General features: G+C 62.0%; 18 protein-coding genes. 2 read left to right on the top strand and 16 right to left on the bottom strand.

Features of this window, described 5'->3' with window-relative positions:
• Positions 1-229 precede the first annotated feature (229 nt).
• The 16 genes from FD715_RS04645 to FD715_RS04570 all read right to left on the bottom strand — a co-directional run bounded on the left by FD715_RS04645 (position 230) and on the right by FD715_RS04570 (position 17,062).
• Positions 230-784, bottom strand: a complete 555-nt coding sequence (locus FD715_RS04645; RefSeq protein ID WP_147105936.1) for a CvpA family protein — start codon at positions 782-784, stop codon at positions 230-232.
• Between the two features lie 32 nt (positions 785-816).
• A complete protein-coding gene (gene radA / locus FD715_RS04640; RefSeq protein ID WP_147105933.1) occupies positions 817-2,184 on the bottom strand; it encodes a DNA repair protein RadA in 1,368 nt (455 codons plus the stop codon).
• 39 nt (positions 2,185-2,223) lie between these two features.
• Entirely contained in the window at positions 2,224-2,934 is a 711-nt protein-coding gene (locus tag FD715_RS04635) for a DNA repair protein (protein ID WP_223274734.1), read from the bottom strand.
• Positions 2,935-3,128: 194 nt separating this feature from the next.
• The gene (locus tag FD715_RS04630; protein ID WP_147105930.1) at positions 3,129-3,878 is read right to left on the bottom strand and encodes an ABC transporter ATP-binding protein; all 750 of its coding nucleotides are present in this window, start codon (positions 3,876-3,878) and stop codon (positions 3,129-3,131) included.
• The gene (locus FD715_RS04625; protein WP_147105927.1) at positions 3,875-4,648 is read right to left on the bottom strand and encodes an ABC transporter permease; all 774 of its coding nucleotides are present in this window, start codon (positions 4,646-4,648) and stop codon (positions 3,875-3,877) included. Before FD715_RS04625 ends, FD715_RS04630 begins: the two co-directional genes overlap by 4 nt.
• Complete coding sequence (alr, locus tag FD715_RS04620; RefSeq protein ID WP_147105925.1) at positions 4,645-5,679, bottom strand: alanine racemase; 1,035 nt, start codon at positions 5,677-5,679, stop codon at positions 4,645-4,647. The genes FD715_RS04625 and alr overlap by 4 nt, the downstream gene beginning before the upstream one ends.
• Positions 5,680-5,734: 55 nt before the next feature.
• Positions 5,735-6,529 carry a DUF1194 domain-containing protein gene (locus tag FD715_RS04615; RefSeq protein WP_147105922.1) on the bottom strand — a complete coding sequence of 265 codons (795 nt, stop codon included), beginning with the start codon at positions 6,527-6,529 and terminating at the stop codon, positions 5,735-5,737.
• Between the two features lie 139 nt (positions 6,530-6,668).
• Entirely contained in the window at positions 6,669-8,162 is a 1,494-nt protein-coding gene (locus FD715_RS04610) for a replicative DNA helicase (RefSeq protein WP_147105919.1), read from the bottom strand.
• Positions 8,163-8,432: 270 nt separating this feature from the next.
• Positions 8,433-9,107 (bottom strand): orotate phosphoribosyltransferase, encoded by a 675-nt coding sequence (locus FD715_RS04605; RefSeq protein ID WP_147105918.1) that lies wholly within the window; start codon positions 9,105-9,107, stop codon positions 8,433-8,435.
• Positions 9,108-9,183: 76 nt separating this feature from the next.
• The gene (gene pyrC / locus FD715_RS04600; RefSeq protein WP_147105915.1) at positions 9,184-10,215 is read right to left on the bottom strand and encodes a dihydroorotase; all 1,032 of its coding nucleotides are present in this window, start codon (positions 10,213-10,215) and stop codon (positions 9,184-9,186) included.
• Between the two features lie 33 nt (positions 10,216-10,248).
• Positions 10,249-11,202, bottom strand: coding sequence for a phosphoadenosine phosphosulfate reductase (locus FD715_RS04595; protein WP_147105912.1), 954 nt, complete (start codon positions 11,200-11,202; stop codon positions 10,249-10,251).
• A gap of 87 nt (positions 11,203-11,289) precedes the next feature.
• Entirely contained in the window at positions 11,290-12,336 is a 1,047-nt protein-coding gene (locus FD715_RS04590) for a glycosyltransferase family 2 protein (RefSeq protein ID WP_223274753.1), read from the bottom strand.
• The gene (locus tag FD715_RS04585; RefSeq protein WP_147105905.1) at positions 12,333-13,034 is read right to left on the bottom strand and encodes an FkbM family methyltransferase; all 702 of its coding nucleotides are present in this window, start codon (positions 13,032-13,034) and stop codon (positions 12,333-12,335) included. The genes FD715_RS04590 and FD715_RS04585 overlap by 4 nt, the downstream gene beginning before the upstream one ends.
• Before the next feature lies 1 nt (position 13,035).
• Positions 13,036-15,411, bottom strand: coding sequence for a glycosyltransferase family 2 protein (locus FD715_RS04580; RefSeq protein ID WP_147105902.1), 2,376 nt, complete (start codon positions 15,409-15,411; stop codon positions 13,036-13,038).
• Positions 15,411-16,037, bottom strand: coding sequence for a sulfotransferase family protein (locus FD715_RS04575; protein WP_147105899.1), 627 nt, complete (start codon positions 16,035-16,037; stop codon positions 15,411-15,413). Before FD715_RS04575 ends, FD715_RS04580 begins: the two co-directional genes overlap by 1 nt.
• Positions 16,034-17,062, bottom strand: coding sequence for a glycosyltransferase family 2 protein (locus FD715_RS04570; protein ID WP_147105896.1), 1,029 nt, complete (start codon positions 17,060-17,062; stop codon positions 16,034-16,036). The genes FD715_RS04575 and FD715_RS04570 overlap by 4 nt, the downstream gene beginning before the upstream one ends.
• Positions 17,063-17,259: 197 nt before the next feature.
• Between FD715_RS04570 and FD715_RS04565 the strand changes: the two genes are divergently transcribed.
• Positions 17,260-18,168 (top strand): MoxR family ATPase, encoded by a 909-nt coding sequence (locus tag FD715_RS04565; RefSeq protein WP_147105893.1) that lies wholly within the window; start codon positions 17,260-17,262, stop codon positions 18,166-18,168.
• A 58-nt stretch (positions 18,169-18,226) separates the two neighbouring features.
• Positions 18,227-19,474, top strand: coding sequence for a VWA domain-containing protein (locus FD715_RS04560; RefSeq protein ID WP_147105890.1), 1,248 nt, complete (start codon positions 18,227-18,229; stop codon positions 19,472-19,474).
• Positions 19,475-19,577 lie beyond the last annotated feature (103 nt).

The raw sequence follows: 19,577 nt of genomic DNA, 5'->3' as shown, positions 1-19,577 counted from the left end.
TCAGGATTGTGTTTGCGTTCTGGGGACCAGAACGCTCCACAAATCCGCCGCTTTTTGGTCACAACCGCGGCCAAAGCCGGGCGCTGTTTCGCCATGTTCACCAGTGGGGGCAAGGGCAACGCCACTCTCCGCACAGGGGCAACGCGATTTACCGAAGGTTAACCATGATAGACTTCAGCCTGCGTCAACAGCGCCTCCGAAATGTCTGATTCCCTGATCGAACCGGGCTTTATTCGACGCACACACCCACGAGGCTTTCGTACTGGCGGGTGATCCAGCCAAGCGCCTCTTCAGGGTTCTGTTCCTCGATCTGGCCGGTGAAACGGCCGAACACGGCAGCGGACCGGCTTTCGTCGACGATGGTGAACTCCTGGCCGGTGATTACCGTGTCGTAGACGAAGAACGCGATCGCCACGAGCAGGATGCCGCGTGCCACGCCAAAGAGAAATCCAAGACCTTGGTCCAGCCCGCCGAGCGCCGAGCGTTGCACAAGCGAAGAGAACAGCGGGGTGAAGAGCGACACAACGATGAGTGCAACGGCGAAGACCAACGCAAAGGCGCCAATGATGCTCAACTCGCAACTGTCTGCGATGAAGTCGCCCACGACCGGTATTTCGCGCACCAGTGGCTCAACCCGTGGGGCGAACAGAAACGCCAGGATCGCGGCGGCAATCCAGCCTGCAATCGCCATGGCTTCGCGCACAAAGCCGCGCCCGTAGGCCAAAAGGGCCGACAGGATGATGACCACGGCGACAACGCCGTCAATGATGGTGAACCCTTCCATGGTCCTGCCCCTTTGTTCTGCCCCGTTTGCGCTTACCCTGCGCCGAACACGTCACCTACAAATCCGGTCAACTCGCTGAAGCGCTTTAGCGTCATTCCGGGCGCACCCTGAGCTTTGCCGCCCTTGGGTGCGATGGCGGATGAAAAACCAAGTTTTTGGGCCTCTTTCAACCTGTTTTCGGTCTGAGGCGCGGGCCGCAGCGCACCCGACAGGCTGATTTCGCCGAAAACCACCGTATCTGCGGGCAATGCCGCGTCTTCGCGCGCCGACAAAAGGGCGGCTGCGACGGCAAGGTCCGCAGCCGGTTCGCTGATTTTCATCCCGCCTGCGACGTTCAGATAGACATCAAGCCCCGCAAAGGGGATCCCACATCGTGCCTCAAGCACTGCCAAAATCATCGCCAGTCGTCCGCCATCCCAGCCGACGACCGTACGCCGTGCCTGGGAATGGGGGGAGGGTGCAACAAGCGCCTGCATCTCACAGAGCACAGGCCGGGTGCCTTCGATGCCCGCGAATACGACGGATCCGGGGGACGGCTCACCCCGCTCGGATAGGAACAGGGCGGAGGGGTTGGTAACTTCGGCCAATCCCTTGCCTGTCATTTCGAACACGCCGATTTCGTCCGCGGGACCAAAGCGGTTCTTGACCGCGCGCAGGATGCGGAACTGGTGACCGCGCTCGCCTTCGAAGTAGAGGACTGTGTCGACCATGTGTTCGACCACACGCGGGCCAGCGATTTGCCCCTCTTTGGTGACGTGGCCCACAAGGATGATGCTGATGCCCTTGCGCTTGGCGAATGTCGTCAATTCATGCGCGGCGGCCCGCACCTGGCTGACGGAGCCGGGCGCGCTGTCGACGGTGTCGAGCCACATGGTCTGGATCGAATCGATGATGGCGAGGCCGGGCGCCTCGGCCTCAAGCGTTGTCAGGATGTTGCGCAGGTTGGTGTCGGCGGCCAATTGCACCGGTGCGTCCGACAAGCCGAGGCGCTGGGCCCGCATACGGACCTGTGCACTGGCCTCTTCGCCACTGACATAAATCGTTTTCAGCCCCTTGCGGGCGAAACGCGCGGCGGCCTGCAAAAGCAAGGTGGATTTGCCGATGCCTGGATCGCCTCCTACGAGGATGGCTGAGGCGGGCACCAGCCCACCGCCTAGTACGCGGTCAAGTTCGGCGACCTTGCTTTCCGTGCGGGGCGGCGGCGCTTCTTCGGTACTCAGATCGGTCAGCGCGACCGTCTTGCCGCGCTGGGCGCCCAGCCCCTTACTGGACGGGCCAGAGGACAGGCCGGTGTCTTCGGAAATGGTGTTCCACTCTCCGCAACTGTCGCAGCGGCCCGACCATTTGGAGAAGGTCGCGCCGCAGGCCGAGCAGGAATAGGTGGTCGTGGATTTTGCCATGCGCGATGGTCTGCCAGCGGGGGCAGGGGGCAGCAAGCCCTATTCGACGCGCATCGGCAGTTGGGTGACCTTGGACGGTTGCGCGGGCTGGTTCAATTCGGGCAGCAGGCGCTCCATCTCGTCCAGCAGCTTCTCAAGCTGCGCGCGGGCCACGTTTTCTTCCAGATCAAGGCGGTTGATCCAGGTGGAAAACTCGCCGTGGATCGCCTTGGCCTGTTCCAGCCGGTCATTGAACTGCGCAATCTCGAATTGCCGCTGTTGCAGGAAAGACCGGGCGCGCTCGACCTTTTCGGTGGAATAGGTCTCGGCCAGATCGCGGCTGATATGGGACATCTTGGCCGCTAGTTCGAGAAGCTCGGGTTCGAGCGCCCCAAGATCGGGATGATCGCGCAGATATGCCAGCCGGTCCCGCGTGCTTTCAAACGCATCGCCGAGGGTGAACACGCCGTCCCGGTCCGCATGATGTGCGGCATGGTAGGCGCGCGTGATGTCATCCACCCCGACGCTGAATTGCCGATGTGAGTTTTCAAGCTGCAGGATGCGCGCATTGGTCGGCAGGAAGAAGCACAGTGAAACGGCAAAAATGGTGAGCCCGATCTGTGTCAGCATCCCCGCTTGGGCCACATGGACGCCATTCCACATCACTGGAAGATCAATCCAGGGCCATATGCCTGCCACCGCGAGACCCGTCGCCACCACCAAAACCAGCGCCAGCCCCGCGAACAGGATCAACGCCAAACGCCGCATCATTTCCGCGAAAACACGCGCGGCAAAAACCATTTCCTTCACCAGCCTTCCCCCCAGAAGACGTCACAACGCTCCGACCTTAGCCGTAAGCTGCCGTGAATGCAGTCAAAAAGTGTTGATTGAGGGCGCCGACCGTTTCCACATGCGCATCAATGCCGCACGCATGGACAGATTGTATCGTTTGAAATGGATCGGTCCTAGCGCACCGTTTCAATCGGCCCCTCGGCCCGCCCGTTGATGAACTGATCCACGTAAGGATCGTGGGCGGCGTCGATGTCGGCGACCGGGCCTGTCCACCGGATCTTGCCCCCGTGCAGCATCGCCACGTTGTCCGCGATGGTGCGGACCGAGGTCATGTCATGCGTGATCGTCATGGTCGTCGCGCCCATCTCGGTCACGATCTCGCGGATCAGATCGTTGATCACACCCGCCATGATCGGGTCCAGACCGGTCGTTGGTTCGTCGAAAAAGATGATCTCAGGCTCTGCCGCAATCGCGCGGGCGAGGCCTACACGCTTCTGCATCCCGCCCGACAGCTCGGCGGGCAAGCGGTCCGCCACATCGGGCGTCAGACCCACGCGGCGCAGCTTTTCGATGGCGATCTCGCGCGCCTCGTCCTTGGGCCGTTTCAGGCTGCCGCGCATCAGGCGAAAGGCCACGTTCTGCCAAACGGGCAGGGAGTCAAACAGGGCCGCCGCCTGGAACAACATCCCGAACCGGGCCAGGAACGCGTCTCGGTCGCCCGTCTTCGTGACGTCCTGCCCATCCACGGTGATCGTGCCACGCTCGGGCGTGACAAGGCCCAGCACCGTCTTGATGCAGATCGACTTGCCCGTGCCCGAGCCCCCAATGATCACGGTTGAGGTGCCGCGCGCCACATGCAGGTCCACACCGCGCAGCACGTGATTGTCGCCAAAGGATTTATGGACGTCCGAAAGCGTTATCATATCGAAAAGAACACCCCCGTCAGCACGAAGTTGGCCGCGAGGATTAGCACCGCCGCCGCCTCAACCGACCCTTTGGTTGCACGGCCCACACCCTGCGCGCCGCGCCCCGAATTCATGCCGAAATAGCAGCCCATCAGGGCTGCCAGACAGCCAAAGACTGCGCCCTTGACCAGTGACGACACGACGTCGCGCAATTCAAGGAAATCAACCGTATTCTGGATGTAGGCCGCGGCGTTGAAGCCCAGCGTTCCGGTTGCCACCGCGTAGCCGCCAAAGATGCCGATCACGTCCCCGACACCCACCAGAAGCGGCACAGCCAAGGTCGCGGCCAGAACCCGCGGCACGGCCAGATACTTCATCGGGTGCGTCGACAGCGTCACAAGCGCATCAATCTGCTCGGTCACTTTCATTGTCGCAATCTCTGCCGCGATGGAGGAGGTGACGCGCGCTGCAATCATCAGACCCACCAGCACCGGACCCAACTCGCGCACCATGCCGATGGCGACGATCTGCGGCACCACGGCCTCGGCATTGAAACGGGCACCACCTGCATAGATCTGAAGCGCCAGCGCGCCCCCGGTGAAGATCGCGGTCAGGCCCACGACAGGCAGGGACAGCCAACCGATATTGAGCAGCGCCAGCGCAAACTCGCGCAAGTAAAACGGCGGCCGCACGAGATGGGTCACCGTTGCACCAAAGAACATCGCCACACGCCCAATTGCGGCCAGCAGACCCAGCGTGACGGCCCCAATCCCAGCCAGCGCCCTCATTGCACGAGCGCCCTGTGATAGCGTTGACCCAGCGAGGTCAGGATTTCGTAGCCGATGGTGCCTGCGGCATCGGCCACCGTGTCCACCGACTGGTGGCGGCCCAACAATTGCAATTCGGTCGGATCACCGCCCAGATCGGTGACATCAGCCGTGATCAGGTCCATGGACACACGGCCCACGACGGGGCAGAGCACATCGCCTGCATAAAGCGTCGCATTGGGTCCCATGGCGCGGATCAAACCGTCTGCATATCCACCCGATACCGTGGCGACGCGGGTATCGCGCGGCGCGGTCCACGTGTTGCCATAGCCCACGGTCTCTCCCTGCATCACGTCGCGCACCTGAATGACAGGCAGATCCAGCGTGACCACCGGGGTCGCATCGACAAAGGGCAGGCCGCCATAGAGCCCGATACCGGGCCGGGTCATGTCGAAATGATACTCCGGCCCCAGGATCGTGCCTCCGGTTGCAGCCAGCGAACGCGGCACGTCCAGCCCATCGGTCATGGCGCGAAACTCCGCCAATTGGTGGGCGTTCATTGGATGGCTCGGCTCGTCTGCACAGGCAAGGTGCGACATGATCAGGGTGGGGCGCTGTGCAACAGCGATATCGCGGACGGCGGACCACTCGGCCGGTTCCATCCCCAGCCGGTTCATCCCGGTGTCGAGTTGAATTCCGAAGGGCGCACCGGGCAGGGCCTCCACATGGCGCAGCATCTGGTCCACAGAGTTGAGAAGCGGGGTGAGAGCGGCGGCGCCGATGGCGTCTGTGTCCCCAGCCATATGTCCGGAAAAGACGTAGATGGTCGGGCCTTGCCCAAGGGCGGCGCGCAGGGTGTCGCCCTCATCGGCCGTAGCCACAAAGAAGGTGCGCGCGCCTGCCTGTGCCAGGGCGCGGCCCACCAGCGGCGCACCCAGACCATAGCCGTCGGCCTTGACCACGGCGCCGGTTTCGCAGGCCCCCATGGCGTCAAGGGCCTGCCAGTTGCGCACAAGCGCGCCAAGGTCGATAGAAAGGGTCGCGGACGTCATGAGCGCCTGTTTGGCAGGACCGCGCGGATTGGTGAAGGGGGAAAACGCGCGCCGCTCAGGGCAGGGCGAATATATCGCGGTTCCGTTCCCAGATCTCCTCACCGATCAGGCAATTGTATGGCGCTGCTGAGCGGACCTGCGCCTGCCAAAGCCGTGCCGGTTGACCCGCGATTTCCAGAACGAGCTTGCGTCGCACGGCATCTTCGAATTCGGACCAGTCGGTCACCGGAACCACAAAGGCGCCCATGCCGCCGATCACACAGTCGGTATAGTAGGCGTCCAGATCGGGGATGTTCCACCGCGCCATGATCCCGTCATCCTGTGTCATCAGGGGCAGGCCGTTGATGGTGATGCCCCGCGCCAGCACCGCATCGCGGGCATGGGTGACAGGTGCGCCCATGTTGTTGGGTCCGTCACCGGACACGTCAATCACGCGGCGCAGGCCGTCAATTGCGTTTGTGTCAATGCTGTCGGCGGCATAGGTCAGCGCGCTTGAAATGGATGTGCGGCGCATGGCCTGATCGAAATGCGCGGTGATCGTGTCTGCGATCTTGGCCGCATCCTCGGGCGTGGCAAGAAGCGTCCATGGCACGATCTCGCGCTGATGATAGGCACCGGCCCATTCTACATAGGTGATGGCGATCCGGCCCAGAAAGCCGCCGGCGATGGCATCCTGCACTTCGGGCGATTGCAAGGCGGCGGCGTAGCCACGACGCTGGATCTCCAACTCATAGGGCTGCATCGAGCGGCTGACATCCACGGCCAGGAACAACTCAACATCCACCTCGACACGCTCTTCGGCGTGAACCGACGTCGCAAGCCAGGCCAGCAGGAAAATGAAAAGGCGCATGGTTCAACCGTGCATTGCACAGACGCACCTGTCCAATCAAAAGCTGCTTTCACGCGTCTTCTGGCGGAAAATACTTCGGGGGAGCCGAAGGCGGGGGCAGAGCCCCTTAAAAATGGCGTCTCGGCACGCGCCCTTGAGATCAGAACCCGGTCTCGCCGCCGCTACCTTGCTGCCACGGCTGGATCAGATTGCCAAAGCGCGTGAACCGCCCTTCAAAGCTCAGGTCAACTGTCCCGATGGGACCGTGCCGCTGTTTGCCGATGATGACCTCGGCCCGGCCATGCAGGCGTTCCATCTCTTCCTGCCACTTGGCCATGGCTTCAAGGTCGTGATCACCCGGCTTTTCGCGTTCCTTGTAGTATTCCTCGCGGAACACGAACATGACCACGTCGGCGTCCTGCTCGATCGAGCCTGATTCCCGCAGGTCCGATAGCTGTGGCCGCTTGTCCTCCCGACTTTCCACCTGACGCGACAGCTGCGACAGGGCGACAACGGGGATGTTCAGCTCCTTTGCGATGGCCTTCAGACCCATCGAAATCTCGGCAATCTCCTGCACCCGGTTGTCTGCCCCGCCGCGCACCAACTGCAGATAGTCCACCATCAGCACGTCCAGCCCATGGGTCCGCTTCAGTCGCCGCGCACGCGCAGCCAACTGCGCAATCGGGATCGCAGGCGTGTCGTCGATGAATAGCGGACACGCCTCAAGCTGCTTGGCGGCATCCACAAAGCGGCGGAACTCCGCCTCGGTCATGTCGCCGCGACGGATGTTTTCCGATGGCACTTCGGCGGCTTCCGACAGGATCCGCGCCGCCAGCTGTTCGGCGCTCATCTCCAGCGAATAAAAGCCCACAACACCGCCCTCGATGGCGCCCTCGGCGCCGTCCGGCTTGAGGCCCTTCTTGTACGCCTTGGCGATGTTGAATGCGATGTTGGTGGCCAGCGACGTCTTGCCCATCGACGGGCGCCCGGCGAGGATCAACAGGTCGGACGGATGCAGGCCGCCCAGCTTCTTGTCCATGTCGATCAGGCCAGTGGAGATGCCGGCAAGACCGCCTTCCCGCTGATAGGCGGCGTTGGCGACGTTCACCGCATCGGTAACCGCCTTCAGAAAACTCTGAAACCCGCCCTCGGAGGTGCCCTGTTCGGCGAGCTTGTAGAGCGCCTGTTCAGCCTCGACGATCTGCTCCTTGGGCTCGGAGGCCACGTCGACCTTGGCGGCCTTGGCGCTGATGTCGCGGCCCAGCTGGATCAAATCGCGACGCACGGCGAGGTCATAGATCATCTGCGCGTAGTCGCGCACCGCAAAGGCGCTGATTGCGGCCCCGGCGAGGCGGGCCAGATAGGCCGGTCCACCCAGTTCCTTCAGCCCCTCGTCATCCTCCATGAACGCCTTGAGCGTCACGGGGGACGCAAGGTTGTTCTTGGCGATGCGCGCGGCGGAGATTTCAAAGATGCGGGCATGGACCGGGTCGTAGAAATGGGTCGGATTTATGATCGCCGCGACCCGGTCGTAGATGTCGTTGTTGGTCAGGATCGCGCCCAGCAACTGCTGCTCGGCCTCGATCGAGTGGGGCATGGTCTCGGCGTCCTGAACCGCCACCCCGGTCGGATTGATCGCTGCAATCTCGTTCATCGCCCCACTCTCTGCTCGTTGTCTTTTTGTGTCCCGTGGCGGTTCTATTGCCACAAGCGCAACCGCAATGAAAACCGGGAGCAAGTCTGTGGAAAACCCGGTGGACGCTGCAAAAACGTGGTTTACACTTTGGCGCATGTAGTAGCCGCGTGATGCGACGCTACCATATCTGCCAGGCAAAAGGCAAAAGAATCACGGTTGTGCACAGCCATCCACAGCCATCATCGCCGCAGAAAGTGACGAAACGGCGCCGTATAGGTTGGCATTCGCCTACGTACGGGCGGCTTGCCACCCGCGCGGGTCGTTGAGGAAGTCTTCCACTCCGCTCAGGGTTGCAGCATCGAAGGCGCCGCTGGCCCTGGCCTCTGCCAGAACGTCCCACCACGTGCACAGATGGTGGAGGGTCACACCGTGGTCGCCGAGCGTCTTTTCGGTCTCGGGAAAAATGTCGTAGTAGAAGATCACGGCCGTGTCCTGACACGTCGCTCCCGTGTCCCGGATCGCGTCCACAAAGCTTAGCTTGGATCCGCCATCGGTGGTCAGATCCTCGACCAGCAGAACCCGCTGGCCCTCGGTCATCACGCCCTCGATGCGGGCGTTCTTCCCGTAGCCTTTGGGCTTTTTGCGCACGTATGTCATGGGCAGGCCCATCCGCTCGGCCACCAGCGCACCAAAGGGCATGCCTGCCGTCTCCCCGCCCGCCACATTGTCGAACGCCTCAAAGCCTGCATTGCGCATGACCGTCACGGTCAGGAAGTCCATCAACGTGCTGCGGATGCGCGGAAACGAGATCAGTTTGCGGCAGTCGATATAGGTGGGTGAGGGCAGGCCTGACGACAGGGTGAAGGGCTCCTCCGGGCTGAAATGCACCGCTTTGATTTCCAGCAACATGCGGGCGGTCAGGCGGGCCATTTCTTCGGGAGAGGGGTAGCTGGTTGGGATCATGGTGCTTTGCTTTCGGGCGTTGGCGCGGATGGCGCGTGCGGGAGCTTCCGGCGGGGGTTTTTTTGGAACCGAGAAGTTATTGGACGGACCACATCAGGTCGAAACCGGGGTCGAAGACGGTGATGGCGCCATCCTCTGTGTCGATCCGGGCGGGCAGGTCGGGTGCGGATTTGGTGAGGGTGATCGTGTCCGTGTTCACGGGCAGGCCGTAGAAGGCGGGTCCGTTTATCGACGTGAAAACTTCAAGCCTGTCGAGCGCGCCGTCTTCCTCGAACACCTGCGCAAGGATCGGCAGTGTATTGGGGGCGGTGAAGCATCCCGCACAGCCACATGGCAGCAGCTTGTTGGCATCGGTGTGCGGTGCGCTGTCGGTGCCCAGGAAAAACCGGGCTTCCCCGGATGTGGCCGCGTCGCGCAGGGCCAGCCTGTGCTCTTCGCGCTTGGCGACGGGCAGACAGTAATAGTGCGGCTTGATGCCGCCAGCGAGGATATGGTTGCGGTTGATGACCAGGTGGTGCGTCGTGATGGTCGCACCCAGGCTGTCATCCTGCGCGCGCGCGTAGTCCACTGCATTGGATGTGGTGATGTGCTCCATCACCACGCGCAGGCCCGGCGTCGCCCGACGGATCGGATCGAGGACACGGTCGATGAACACCGCCTCGCGGTCGAAGATGTCGATGTCGTCGTCCGTGACCTCGCCATGGACGCACAAGGGCAAGCCGATCTCTGCCATCCGCTCGAGCACGGGGCGTACCTTGTCGAAATTGGTCACACCTGAGGCCGAGTTTGTGGTCGCACCCGCCGGATAGAGTTTGACGGCCTTGACCAAACCGCTGGCATGGGCGGCAGCGACGTCGTCGGCATCTGTGTCTTCGGTCAGATACAGCGTCATCAGCGGCTCGAACGTCATGCCGTCCGGCAAAGCGGCCAGGATGCGGTCGCGATAGGCGGCTGCATGCGCGCCCGTCACCACAGGTGGCACCAGGTTCGGCATGATGATCGCGCGGGCAAAATCGCGGGCAGTCCAGGGCAGCACGGCGCGCATCATTGCGCCGTCGCGCAGGTGCAGGTGCCAGTCGTCGGGGCGGGCAATGGTGAGCGATGTCATGGCTTGGCGTTAACACGGGCACGCCGTGGGATTCTAGCCCTCGTCGTGCACCTTGGCGTCGGTGTGCAGGGCGTCCAGTTCCGCCAAGCGCCGCTGAAAACGAGGCGCCTTTTTCATGCGCGACACGACGTTGCGCGCCATCATGTAGCTCAGATGCGTTCTCTCATCCCTGTCGAGGGCCGCAAGCACCCGGCGCAGATACCCTCGATAGGTGCGACGCGCGCGGTAGACCTTGGCGAATTGCTGCGCGTCCAGTGCGCCTTCGGCGGCCATTTCCATCAAGTCGGACAACACATTCATCTCAACCAAGTCACTCTGGATGGTGTCGCCCATGTTGCGCAGGCGGTGCAGTGTGACGCCGGCGCGAGCAAAGAGGGCCGCGTGCATGGCATCCAGCGTCTCCACCGGATCGTAGAGGACATAGGCCTGTGCACAGGCGTCAAGCATGTCGGGGGCATAGCCATAGCGAGACGTGAAATCGGTGCGCCGCAGTTCGACAAAGCGGTCATCCCACGAAGTGACGCGCGGATCGAGCGTGGCCTGCGGCTGGATCAGGAGGACCCGCGCACCCGGAGCGGCCACGGAGTAGGCTGCCGCTGCATAACCGCAGGGCCCCGCACCGTAGAACAGAACGGTTTCGTATGCGTCGAAAAAGCCGTCATCGGTCAGGTCATCGAACAGTTCCATCACCTGCCGGTCGCGGAACCAGGTGTCGCCGTCCGATGCAATGCACAGATGCGACCAATCATTGTCACGCACCATCGACCAGCCCAGCGGCTCCGCATGCTCGGTCAGGGCGCGCATGCCTTGAATCGATTCGAAGGTGACGATCAGTGTGTCGGTCCGCTGGATATGCGCGGCGAAGTGTTTGCGCCCCAGCGGCCTGAAAAACCCATGGGTTTCGGCGGTTTGGGCAAGTTGTGTCAGCCATTTACCCGTCGGCAGATCGGCTAAGTCCGGCTCAAACGGGGGTGTTTCGTCCTGCATACGTTTATCCTCATGTCCCGCCCTATGATCGCGGGTTGCGCACGGGATACGCGCGGAATGCGGCAGAATTTGGGAAAATTGGTACGGCTATTTTTCCGTCCCGCGCGCGCGGTTGGCGTAGCCGATCATGAACCGTGCAGCCTTGGGCGGCACGGGGCGCGTGGGCGGTGTCATCAGCAAGCGGCCAAAGAGCGCGCGAAAGGGTTCTTGCAGCATCAACGCATCAAAGCGGGACGCGCGCCAAGTGACCGCCTCATTGTGCAGACGGGCCAGCGTTTCATCGCCCTTCAGAGCGGCAAGGTGGATGTCGCGGGCCGCGCGGTAGCGGTCAATGCTGGTGTCTTCTTCAACCGAAAAGTTGCGCTCAACCCAATAGTCGACGCCCAGCATGTCGTCGGAATGCACGGCCCGACCCCGGTCGGCTTTCAGTACATAGCTGTCCATCGCGCCTAACGGGTAGTGGTTGAGCTGTGCAAGGCCGTAATTCGGGCGCCCGTAGCTGGAAAAGATGCGGCGCGTCTTGAATTGGTCGTCCAAGGCGCGGCCGTGGCTGTCGAACCAGTGGGCCTCGGCCAGTTTGTCGTCTTGCACGTCGCGCGGGCGATGCACGCCCGGTTTGCGGTAGGTGCCGTCGTTGCGGTAGAGCGTCTTGAACATCGACGCGCGCCAGGGCCAATGCAGGATCTCTGGTGCTGCCTTGGTGTAGGTGTCGGTGATCGGCTGATCGACGTGCCGCACCTGACCGTTATTGCCAAAAAGCCGCCAGGTCAGCGTGATGGCCGTAGCATCGGGCAGGGCAGCGTGCAGGTCCGACAGCGTGCCGCCGCCCACATGGATGTTCACGAACTCGTCCACATCGAGCGGCAGTATCCAGTCGGCCGCCTTCACCTGCTGCATCTTGGCGGCTGCCTTCAGCGCCGTGAACTGGATGCCGCCCTTGTCATAGGGGCCCTCATTGCGCACATGGGTCAGCCAGCCCAAGTCGGCCAACCGATCCAGCATCGTATCGGTGCCATCGTCACAATCGTTTGAAAATACCAGGAAATTATCAAAGCCGACCGCGCGGTGGTGGGCCAGCCATTCCAGAAGAAACGCCGCCTCGTTTCGGACGGTCAGTAGGGCCAGGTGGGTCACTTCAGCGGCCAAGCCCGGCGGAAGGTCACGACCTTTTTTGTCGACAGCTTTGGGTAATAGGCCAGACCCGCCGCCATCATCGCGCCAAAGACGGCGTTCACGCCCTCTGGCCCGATCCATTGCGGGTGCAACTCGACCACGGCCGCCCGCAGGCTGCTCAGATCCATCTCGGGCAGCAACTCGGCCTCGCCGCCCTCGATGTCACAGACCAGCACGGTGGGCTTGATCGCCTTTGTTTGCTGACCGGCATTTACCACATCCACCGTCTCGGTGCGCAGCGCGCCATCGCCCTGCGCCTCATCGGTCGAGGAGGCGAGGATATTGCCCCGAACATGGAATGCCTTTGTGCCCTTGCGCTTGCCCAGCATTGCGTGGTGGACGGTTGCATTCTCCACGCCGTTGGCGGCATGCACGCGGCCGATGTAGTCCGCGAGCGCGCTGTTGGCCTCATAGACATGGATATGCGCCGCATCGCTTTTTTTCGCCAAGAGAGTCGAGATGTAGCCAAGCCCGCCCCCCAGCTCCAGCACCACATCGCCGGGCTGCACCACGCGCAGCACAGCATCGCCCTCCTTAGTCTCGTACACACCGCGCCGCAGGCTGCCGGCAATCCGCGGCTTCAGCACCTCCATGTCGCGGGGAAACAGCAGGCCGCGCGGTGTCTTGATCAGGGGCGTGTCCACCGGCGCTCCGTCCATCTCAACTCTCCATGTCGAGAGCGAGGGCATAGGCCACACGCTCGGTCTCTGTCAGTTTGACCTTGAGGGCCTGATCGAACAAGTCCTGGAACTCCGGATTTGCGTGAAGCTCCTCCGCCTTGGCGCGGTGCCAGTCCAAACCCTTCTCGTGCAATGTGCGCAACGCGGCGTCCTCCATCAGAGCGTCGTATTCCGCGCGCAGCCTAGGCAGGTTGCGCTTGATCGTGATGTCGCGGAAATCGGACCAGTCCATGCGGATCCAGTAATTGATGCCGATGGAGCGATCCACATGCAGCGCACGCCCACGCTGGCGCTTGATCAAAAAGGATTCAGCTGACCGCAATGCATAGTGATTGAGCTGCAAAAGGTCATAGCCAATTGACTTTTTCGAACTTCTCCAGCCGTTTTCAGCGGCCTCCTTCGTCATATCCTTGCCGGATCCATTCACCCAGCGCACTGCGGACTTCTTGCCGGGCTTCAGCTTGTTCGGGCGGTGGCAACTGATCTTTTCATAGGCGCCGATATTCTTGAACATGGTCTTGAAGCCCCAGACCGTGTGCGGTTTTGGGCAGTATTTCGGGGCGCAGCGATCAAACTGGTCGATGACGAAGTCGTCGCTCAACCGAACCACGTCATTGTGGCCGAACAGACGCCAGGTCATCGCGATGTTCGTGGCATCGGGCACAGCAGCAAACAAATCCTGCAACGTGCCGTTGCCGGTGCGCACGTTCATGAACTCATCCACGTCGATGTGAATGATCCAATCGGCGTTCTTGATCACGGGCTCTTTCAGCGACTGGTTCAGCGCGTGTTGCTGAGGCGAATTGCCCTTCCAGTCCTCGTTGCTGCGATGCTGGACAACGCCCATGTCCTGCAAGCGGTCCAGGATTTCGCTCGTGCCGTCCTCGCAGCCGTTGGTGTAGATCAGAAAATTGTCCACCCCGATGGCGCGGTGATAGGCGACCCATTCAACGATATACGGCGCCTCGTTCTTCATGCAGCCGACAATGACATTGCCGGTCGATCCCTTGGGCAGCGTACGGGGCGGAACGGGCGTAAAGGCCGCGGCAAGCTCTTCTTCATTGACTGCGCCCAGCCTGTTGTGCGGCGCAAAGGGTGATGTGCGCAGCTTCTGAAAATTCTGCACAGCAAGGGGCGGCAACAAGGCCCGGGCGGTATCGGTCAGACCATCCGCTGCAGCGGTGTCGTGCGCCGAAGTCGGAGCAGGGGGCGCGCTGCCGTTGAGGCTGGCCAGATCCGCGGCCTTTGTCTTGCGTTCATCCTGTGTGGCCTTGTCGATGCGCCACATGAACCCCAGCAGGTATTGCGAAGCACGAAACCCACGCGTCGGGTCGGCCTCCACCCATGGTTTCTTGGCGCGGGGCGCCCTGAACAAGGATGCAGGCAGCCCATGCGCCTTGGCGATGGCCTTGTTCTGGTCAGCAAAGGTTTTCGAGATGCCGGATAGCGAGGCCGGGTCAATCGGATCACCTTCGACCCGCATCTCACCCATGAACGACCGCCACAATTGCCGGGGCAGGATACGTTTCTCAGCAGACAGCACCTTCAGGATCAGCTCGTTCAACTGCCGCCCGCGTGCCAGCCAGGCGGCCGACGGCTCTGACGGCATTGCCGTTTTCGCCGCCTTGCCAATCGCTGTCTCAATCTGGAACGCTGCGCGCAGTTCGTCGGTGACCGCCTCGGTCGCAAAGTTCTCCGCATCATACGCACGGAAGGTCAATGCACCGTCTCCGAACACGGTATTCCAGTGCCGTTCAAGTGCGGCATAGTCCAGCCAGCACGGGGGCGCTTGGTTTTCGATGAACACACCCGCCTGCGGATTGATCTTTGGCGCGGCGGTGAGGGCATCGGCCCACCAAGTGGTGGTGCCCGCCAGCGCCAGTTCCTGCTCCAGTGACGTGCCGCGCCCTTCCATGATCTGTTCGGCATAATGGCGCGCCAACAGCTTTGCCGGTTCGTCAATATGCGCCACGATGCGGATGTCATTCGACAGAGGCGTCAGCAGTGCCTTTAACCGCTCAAGCTCAGACCGGGTCACCAAGCTGACACCAAGTTGTGATGCAGACAGGATCAGGTGGTCGGGGGAGACCTGCGCGACTTCCTTTGCCAGATCCGCAGCCACGGTGTCATGCAACACCTTCTGCTTGTCGCCTGTGATGTAGCCACGGTTGTAGCGCAGTGGGTCGATATGCGCGGGTTCCGTCACGGCCATGTAAAGCCGCGTGTGGTTCTTGTTGCCAAGCGCGCGAGAATACAAAACGCCCTTGCTCAGCAACTGATCGCGCTTGGCCGCAAGCACGCTTTGCAGACGGTCCGCACCCACCTGTTCTAGCCCGATATGCAGGTGGATCTGCATTACGCAACCTCGTTCAACTTGTTCACATTGGTCCGACCCCACCAGTGCACCGGCGTCTCAAGAAAGCCGCCGATCAGGTCGCGCGCCGCAGGGTCGGCCACATCGTATTCCAGAAAATCGTCGTCTTCGCGGAAGATGGCACGCAAATGTGAATAATGCGCTTCGATCCACTGCATCCGCTCAATGCTCGTCTCACCAAACCCTTCGGGCAGGCCGGGGATGTTGCCCGCAGGCAGGCGCGCGGTGCCCAGATCGGACCACGCCAGCATGCTCTGCGACAGGTTGAACGGGTCCCGGTTCGACGCCAGGAACTTCACACCCGGATGATGCGCCCGGATCGCCATGATCAGCCCGAAATCCATCTGCGGCCACAGCGACCGCCCTTCGCGCAACAGGCTCATCTCGGAAATGCCGTCAAACCCGTCGAAATAGAAACCCGGATCGCCCGTCTCGAAATACCCGCGATAGAGCAGGTCAGCGACAAAGGCGTCATGCAATTCCGTGTTCTCGGTCTGGCGCGGACGAATACGGTGGTCCGCCACGCGCATCCCGGCCCGGCGCAGCGCACGGGCCAGTGTCGTGGTGCCCGTCTTGGGCAGGCCCAGGTTCACCACTTTCAACGTCATTCCGCAGGCTCCATCAGCCCCAACTCGATCAACATCGCCTCTTCCTGCGGCGGCAGGGTCGAGGCCGCGCGCAATTGCGCCTGCATCGCTTGGTATTCCGGTTTGGCCAGCAACTCATCCCGCTTGGCGATGTGCAACCGCACGCATTCCTCGTGCAGCGCCTTGATCTGCTTGTCTTTCTTCAGCTCGGCCAGCGCTTTCTTCAGCTCCGGCAGATAGCGCAGAATGGTCTTGTCCTCCCACGCCGGATCATTCCGTTCGCGCCAGTAGGTGTCGTCAAAGGCCCGGTTCTCGCGATTCACATCGCCACGGTCATTCTTCACCAGATAGCTGTCGAGCGAGCGCAGCGCATAGTGATTGAGCGTCGCCATCTCGCGCGCCCCATGCGCCGGAAAGCGCCTGATCCGCCGCGGGTTCGCGGCCACAAGAAACTTGTGCGGCACCTTGCGTCCCGACCCATCCTTCCAGTCGGGCCGCGCCTTGCCCTTCTGAAAGGGGCGATGCGCGCCATAATATTGCAGCGGAAAATCATGCCGAATAAGCGACTTCACCTCGATCGCCGCCTCCCCGCACCAAAGATCGGGATTGTGCGAGCGATGAAACTGCCCGATCACCGGCTGATCGACATACGCGTCCACACCATCGCTGGCAAAGAATTGAAATGTCACGGAAATCGCCTGCGGATCACCGCATGCTTCAATCAGTGCCGGGATCGTATGATCGCCTACGTGAATGTTCAAAAACTCATCCACATCCGCAATCCAGACCCAATCGGCCTCGTTCACGATGTCCTGACGGCGCGCATCCTTCAGCGCCTCCATCTGGTAGTTCCGCCCCTCGGCTGGGTTCGGCAGGTGCTGACACAGGCCACGGTCCGCCAACGCATCCAGCAGCGCATCCGTGCCATCGGTACAATCGTTGGAATAAAACAGGTGATCCGTCACCCCGATCAAGCGGTTAAAGGCGATCCACTCCAACAGGAACGGCCCTTCGTTCTTCACGCAAGTCACAGCTGTCACGCGCATGCCACGCCCGCCCTATCTGCTGGGTCCATCGCCCGCCGCCTCTGTGGTTCGGGTCCACGTGTCATATGCCGCAAACCTCGTTTTCAGTGCGTTAACATCATGCCATTTCACACGAATCGCGTCAACGCGCACGACTTTAGCAGCCCTTGACGACAGCCCCAGACGATGCAGGTTGGGATTAAGGGAAGGACCACGCCATGCACACACCCACCTCCATCGACGCCGTCCAGTCCATCCTGGCGGAGCAGGGCTATGTATGCGACCGCAGCCTCGGCACCGTGGTCTTCCTCAGCCTGTCTCTCGGCCGGCCGCTGTTCCTTGAAGGCGAAGCAGGCGTTGGCAAAACCGAAATCGCCAAAGCGCTCGCAGCATCGCTGGGCCGTCGCCTCATCCGCCTGCAATGCTACGAAGGGCTTGATGCGTCTTCCGCCGTCTACGAATGGAACTTCCCGGCCCAGATGGTTGCGATCCGCACAGCCGAAGCTGCAGGCGGCGCCGACCGCAATGCGCTTCAAACAGAACTCTTTTCTGACGACTACCTGATCGAACGCCCACTCCTCGACGCCATGCGCCCTGACGAACACGGCGCGCCCGTTCTGCTGATCGACGAGTTGGACCGCACGGACGAACCCTTCGAAGCCTTCCTCTTGGAAGCTCTCTCCGACTTCCAAGTCACAATCCCGGAACTCGGCACAATCAAGGCCCCCGAACCGCCCATCGTCATTCTTACCTCCAACCGCACGCGCGAGGTGCACGACGCGCTCAAACGACGCTGCCTCTACCATTGGGTCGACTACCCCGATTTCGAACGCGAAATGGAGATCCTCCAGGCCCGCGCGCCAGAAGCCGCCGCCGAACTCAGCCGCGAAGTGGTCGCCTTCGTCCAGCGCCTGCGCACGGAGGACCTCTTCAAAAAACCCGGCGTCGCCGAAACCATCGACTGGGCCAAATGCCTGCTGGCGCTCGATGTGCTCACCCTCAGCCCCGAGGTCATCGCCGACACGCTTGGAGCGATCCTGAAGTACCAGGACGACATCCAGAAGCTTCAGGGGTCTGAGGCCAAACGCCTCCTGGACGAGGCCAAAGCCTCCCTCGAACCCGCCTAAGCCACTTCCCTGTTTCAAAAAATCCCGGGGGTCCGGGGGCTGGCCCCCGGCATAACAGATGCCAGAATATGCACCGCTAGAACTGCCGGAGAATCCCAAACTCGCAGGCAACATCACCCATTTCGCCCGCGCTCTGCGCCGGGCAGGGCTGCCCATCGGCACGGGCCGAGTGCTGGACGCGATCACAGCCGTGACCAAAGCGGGCTTCACGGAGAAACGCGACTTCTACTGGACGCTGCACGCCTGCTTTGTCTCGAAACCCGAACACCGGGCAGTCTTTGCCCAGATCTTCCGCCTCTACTGGCGCGACCCGCGCTACCTCGAACACATGATGGCTGCCATGCTGCCTGCCGTGCGCGGCGTGCAGGAGGATCGCGGCGCACAAGCCGCCGAAAAACGCGCTGCCGAAGCGCTGCTCGACGGCGCAGGCGACGACATCGACCTTCCGAAGATGGAGGAGGGCGGCACGGAGATCGAGATTGACGCCTCGCTCACCATGAGCGCCGAGGAACAACTCAAGACCCTCGATTTTGAACAGATGAGCACCGACGAGATGGCGCAGGCCAAGGCCATGCTGGCCCGTATGGCGCTGCCCGTCGACCCCATGCCCACACGCCGCACCCGTGCCGCTGGTTTGGGCCGCGTCGATCCCGCACGCACTCTGCGCGCGGCCATGCGACAGGGTGGCGACATGCGGGATCTCAAGTGGAAAACCCCCAGGGTCCGTTACCCGAATCTCGTGGCGCTCTGCGACATCTCAGGCTCCATGAGCCAATATTCCCGCGTCGTTCTGCACTTCCTTCACGCGGTAGCGAACGCCAAGGGCGCGGGCTGGGCTCGCGTTCACGCCTTCACCTTCGGCACACGCCTCACCAACATCACCCGTCATCTGCATCAACGCGACGTAGACGCAGCACTCAAATCCGCGGGCGCCGAGGCGCAGGATTGGGAGGGTGGCACGCGCATCGGTTCTTGCCTTGAGGCGTTCAACAAGCAGTGGTCACGCCGCGTGCTGGGGCAGGGGGCCGTGGTCCTGCTCATCACCGACGGCCTCGACCGCGACGACCCCGATGCGCTGGAAAAGCAGATGGAACGCCTGCACCTCTCCGCCCAACGCCTGATCTGGATCAACCCGCTGTTAAGATGGGAAGACTTCGCCCCGCGCGCCCGCGGCATCGCTGCGATGCTGCCCCATGTGGACAGCTTCCGCGCCGGTCACTCCATCGCCTCCATCGAAGAACTGGCTCAAGTCATCTCGCATCGTGATGACGTGGGCGACCGCGATCGCTTGTTGCGGATGTTGTAATGCGGAGCGCACTGCAGCGACATGCGCTATGCGCATGTCGGCGGTGGCGGAAAGCAATTTTTCTTGGAAAAGTCTGCGGCGTCACACCCCCGCACAACTGGGT

The organism is Tateyamaria sp. syn59 (assembly GCF_007995245.1).
Classification (GTDB): domain Bacteria; phylum Pseudomonadota; class Alphaproteobacteria; order Rhodobacterales; family Rhodobacteraceae; genus Tateyamaria.
This window is presented reverse-complemented; position numbering and strand designations above follow the sequence as displayed.